Genomic DNA, 3182 nt, shown 5'->3' with positions numbered 1-3182 from the left:
CGCGGCCCGTCCGGCCAGCCGCCCGCCGGCCCGCCGGCCCCGGCCGCGTCCCGCCGCCCGCACCCCCGCGCCGCCTCCGGCCCCGACCGAACCCGCCGGTGAACGCCCCTACCAGCCCGCCGCCGAGGCCGCCGCGCCCCCCGACCGCCCGCGCCAGTCGGTGCAGTAGCTCCACCGATCCCTCTCCCGCCGGGAGAGGGGATGCCCTCCTGCCATGAAAAAGGGCCGCGTCCTCGCCGGACGCGGCCCCTGGTCGCCTGAACGGGCGTGACGCCTATTCGATGTCTTCGTTGAGCAGGCCGACCTTGAAGAAGCCCTTGGCCTGCAGCTCGTTCATGACCTCCATGAACTGGTTGTAGGTCACCTCCGGGTCGGCGCGGATGAACACCCGCTCCTCCTTGCAGGCCGGGTCGCCGCCGCCCAGCGCGGCGCAGACGTCGGTCGCCAGGCCTTCCAGCGAGGACTGCTGTGCGGCGATGAAGATCGAGCCGGTTTCCTGGACGGTGATGTAGACCGGATCCTTCTGCGGCGTGCCCGGCGGCGGCGGCACCGCCGGCGGCAGGTCGAGGCGGATCGACACCGTGGCCATCGGCGCGGCGACCATGAAGATGATCAGCAGCACCAGCATGATGTCGACGAACGGCGTGACGTTGATGTCGGCGTTCTGTTCAATGGTGTGGCTCTTGCCACCACCGGGTCCGGAAAGTTTGGCGGCCATCCGCTTTGGTTCTCCATCAGGCCCGGCGCGACGGGCGGCGAGCGACGCTGAAAGCTTCGGACCGTCTCTTGGCGTCCCCGGCCCGGCTTGTAAAGCGGGTTCGGGGCGAAGACGGTTCCATGGCGGCTTCCACCTTCGCTTTACGCCTCTCAGGCGAGCCGCGTCAGCCTTTCGCGAGCTTCAGGAACCGGTCCTTGAGGGCCGCGTCGGCCTTGAAGGCGCCGGTGAATCGGGTGGTGATGGTCGAAACGTGGCGGTGGTGCACGCCGCGCGTGGTCATGCACTGGTGCTCGGCGTCGATCAGTATGGCCACCCCGTGCGGCTGCAGGTGCGATTCGATGGCCCCGGCGATCAACTGGGTCAGGGTCTCCTGGGTCTGCAGGCGGCGGGCGAAGATCTCGACCACCCGGGCCAGCTTGGAGATGCCGACCACCTTCTCGTTCGGGATGTAGGCGACATGGGCCTTGCCCAGGAAGGGGGCCATGTGGTGCTCGCAGTGGCTCTCCACCTCGATGTCGCGCAGCAGCACCATGTCGTCATAGCCCTGGACGTCCTCGAAGGTGCGGCTCAGTTCCTTTTCGACGTCGGCGTCATAGCCGTCGAACCATTCGCCATAGGCGTCCACGACCCGCTTCGGCGTGTCGACCAGGCCGGGGCGGTCCGGGTCGTCGCCGGCCCAGGCCAGCAGGGTGCGCACGGCCTTCAGGGCCTCGTCGCGCGACGGCCGGAGCTTGGGCTGGTCGTTGTCGCCGACCAGGACGGGCTTGACGGGGGTGACGCTCATTCTCGATCCCTGCAGCGGCGAAGGTGCGCCGGGGCGATGGCCACCGGAAGGACGCGCGCCGCTCTCCCTTTATTCTCGCCCGGCATACTGTCGAGTATGGGGCAAGGCGGCTATATGGGCGATCCCGTGCGTACCGCAAGAAAACTCAAGGCGCCTGCTGCCCGATGCCGCTGACGATTCACGACACCCTGCACCGCGAAAAGCGCCTGTTCGAGCCGCGCGACCCGGGGCGGGTGACCCTCTATGTCTGCGGCCCGACCGTCTACGACTACGCCCATATCGGCAATGCCCGCCCGCCGGTGGTGTTCGACGTGCTGGTCCGGCTGCTGCGCCGCGAATACGGGGCCGACAGGGTCGTCTACGCCCGCAACGTCACCGACGTGGACGACAAGATCAATGCGAAGGCGGCCCGCGAGGGCGCGCCGATCGGCGAGGTCACGTCCCGCTACGAGGCCGCCTATCTGGAGGACATGGCCCGGCTGAACGTCAGCCCACCCGATCTCGCCCCTCACGTCACCGACCACATGGACGCCATCGTCGCCCAGATCGGCGCCATCATCGACCAGGGCTGCGCCTACGTCGCCGAGGGCCATGTGCTGTTCGACGTGTCGTCCTACCAGGCCTACGGCCGGCTGTCCGGCCGCAACCTCGACGACATGATCGCCGGGGCCCGGGTCGAGGTCGCCCCCTACAAGAAGAACCCGCACGACTTCGTGCTGTGGAAGCCCTCGAAGCAAGGCGAGCCGGCATGGCCGTCGCCGTGGGGCGAGGGCCGGCCGGGCTGGCACATCGAATGCTCGGCCATGATCGAGCAGACCCTCGGCCTGCCCATCGACATCCACGCCGGCGGCGTCGATCTGGTGTTTCCGCACCACGAGAACGAGATCGCCCAGGGCGTCTGCGCCCACGGCCACGCCCATGAGCCCGGCGCCCACGCGCGGTACAGCCGCTACTGGATGCACAACGGCTTCCTGACCGTCGATGCGGAAAAGATGTCCAAGTCGACCGGCAACGTCCTGCTGCTGCACGACCTGGTGCAGGCGGTTCCGGGCGAGGTGGTCCGCTGGGCCCTGCTCAGCGCCCACTACCGCCAGCCGCTGGACTGGAACCAGGCCCTGCTCGATCAGTCGAGGAAGTCGCTCGATCGCCTCTACGGGGCCCTGCACCGCGCCGTCGCCGTCGGGGCCTCGACCGACCAGCCGCCCGCCGACTTCCTGAAGGCCATCGAGGACGATCTCAACACCCCCGGGGCCATGGCCACCCTGTTCGCCCTGTCCAGCGAGATCGAGCGCGGCATGACGGCGGGCGACCCCGGCGTCGTGGCGCGCGCCAAGGGCGAACTGATCGCCGCCGCCGCCCTCCTCGGCGTGCTCCAGGCTGACCCGGCCGCCTGGCTCGAAGGCGAGGTTTCCGACGCCCTGCGCGCCGAGGTCGAGGCCCTGCTCGAACAGCGCGCCGCCGCCCGCGCCGCCAAGGACTGGCCCGAGGCCGACCGCATCCGCGACCGGCTCAACGCCCTCAACGTCGTCGTCATGGACGGCCCCGACGGCGCGACATGGCGGGTGAAGGGGTAGGGGCGCGAGACCAGAGCGCTGGAAAAGTAGGGACACACACCACTTTTCAGGCGCCTGCCGCCTGGAGTGACCCCCGGAACTGAGACAGCTAAATTAGGGACAGCTG

General features: G+C 69.3%; 3 protein-coding genes. 1 reads left to right on the top strand and 2 read right to left on the bottom strand.

The genetic code is table 11. The features are described 5' to 3' along the window. Nucleotides 1-274: 274 nt before the first annotated feature. Together Q0588_RS07975 and folE are read right to left on the bottom strand one after the other, a co-directional pair. Nucleotides 275-718 carry a biopolymer transporter ExbD gene (locus tag Q0588_RS07975; RefSeq protein ID WP_298745384.1) on the bottom strand — a complete coding sequence of 148 codons (444 nt, stop codon included), beginning with the start codon at nt 716-718 and terminating at the stop codon, nt 275-277. A 163-nt stretch (nt 719-881) separates the two neighbouring features. After that, nucleotides 882-1502 (bottom strand): GTP cyclohydrolase I FolE, encoded by a 621-nt coding sequence (gene folE / locus Q0588_RS07970; protein WP_298745383.1) that lies wholly within the window; start codon nt 1500-1502, stop codon nt 882-884. A gap of 164 nt (nt 1503-1666) precedes the next feature. Between folE and cysS the strand changes: the two genes are divergently transcribed. Continuing rightward, nucleotides 1667-3076, top strand: a complete 1410-nt coding sequence (gene cysS / locus Q0588_RS07965; protein ID WP_298745381.1) for a cysteine--tRNA ligase — start codon at nt 1667-1669, stop codon at nt 3074-3076. The last annotated feature ends 106 nt before the right edge of the window (nt 3077-3182 follow it).

It is taken from the genome of uncultured Brevundimonas sp. (assembly GCF_937870815.1).
Classification (GTDB): domain Bacteria; phylum Pseudomonadota; class Alphaproteobacteria; order Caulobacterales; family Caulobacteraceae; genus Brevundimonas.
The sequence above is the reverse complement of the archived record's forward strand: the minus strand, read 5'-3'. Positions and strand labels throughout refer to the sequence as shown.